Origin of the sequence: Vibrio floridensis, assembly GCF_021852965.1 — a bacterium.
Classification (GTDB): Bacteria; Pseudomonadota; Gammaproteobacteria; order Enterobacterales; family Vibrionaceae; genus Vibrio; species Vibrio floridensis.
Genome location: NZ_JAKGCY010000060.1, coordinates 1 through 1206 on the forward strand (window position 1 = coordinate 1; position 1206 = coordinate 1206).

General features: G+C 55.4%; 1 protein-coding gene. It reads right to left on the bottom strand.

Translation table 11 applies throughout. From position 1 onward, the window contains the following. The coding region (locus LZU85_RS20865; RefSeq protein WP_272909940.1) for a Calx-beta domain-containing protein at positions 1 to 1206 on the bottom strand (1206 nt) is incomplete at both ends.

Genomic DNA, 1206 nt, shown 5'->3' on the forward strand with positions numbered 1-1206 from the left:
CCATCGCCATTGACGGCCACGGTTTGTGTGGTGCCATCTTGGTAGGTGATGGTCACTTCAGTACTGGTGAAATCCGTGCCTGCGGTCGCGCTATCGCCCGCCAATGTTAAGGTCACGGTGGTCGCTGTGGTGCTCGCGTTGCTCAAGCTGACGTCAAACGTAGCTTTGTCGCCTTCCGATACCGTAGGGCTGCTGATAGAGGATACCGATGGGCGATCGTCGCCTGACGAACCATCTGGTGGCGTAACGCTGCCATCGTCTTTCAGAGTTGCAGTGCCCGTTGTAGCCGTGGTTTGCGTCGCGGTCTGGCCACTCAATGTAAAGGTTTCATCGCCTTCAAAAACATTGTCATCGGTGGTTTGAACCGAGATGCTGAATGTGGTGTCACCCGCTGGGATTGCCACGTCAAAGGTGCCATCGCCATTGACGGCCACACTTTGTGTGGTGCCATCTTGATAGGTTATGGTCACTTCGCTATCGGTAAAGTCCGTGCCTGCGGTCGCGCTGCCACCCTCTAATGTTAAGGTGACGGAGGTTTCTGTCGTGCTCGCGTTGCTCAAGCTGACGTTAAACGTTGCATTGTCGCCTTCCGATACCGTTGGGCTGCTGATAGCGGATACCGCTGGGCGATCGTCGCCTGACGAACCATCCGGTGGCGTGACACTGCCATCGTCTTTCAGAGTTGCAGTGCCCGTTGTAGCCATGGTTTGTGTCGCGGTCTGGCCACTCAATGTGAAGGTTTCATCGCCTTCAAAAACATTGTCATCGGTGGTTTGAACCGAGATGCTGAACGTGGTGTCACCCGCTGGGATCGCCACGTCAAAGGTGCCATCGCCGTTGACGGCCACCGTTTGTGTGGTGCCATCTTGGTAGGTGATGGTCACTTCGGTACTGGTGAAATCCGTGCCTGCGGTCGCGCTGTCGCCCGCTAATGTTAAGGTCACGGTGGTTTCTGTGGTGCTCTCGTTGCTCAGGCTAACGTCGAACGTAGCTTTGTCGCCTTCCGATACCGTAGGGCTACTGATGCTATCAACACTTGGGCGATCGTCGCCTGACGAACCATCCGGTGGCGTGACACTGCCATCGTCTTTCAGAGTTGCAGTGCCCGTTATAGCCGTGGCTTGTGACCCGGTCTGGCCACTCAACGTGAAGGTTTCATCGCCTTCAAAAATATTGTCATCGGTGGTTTGAACCGAGATGCTGAAT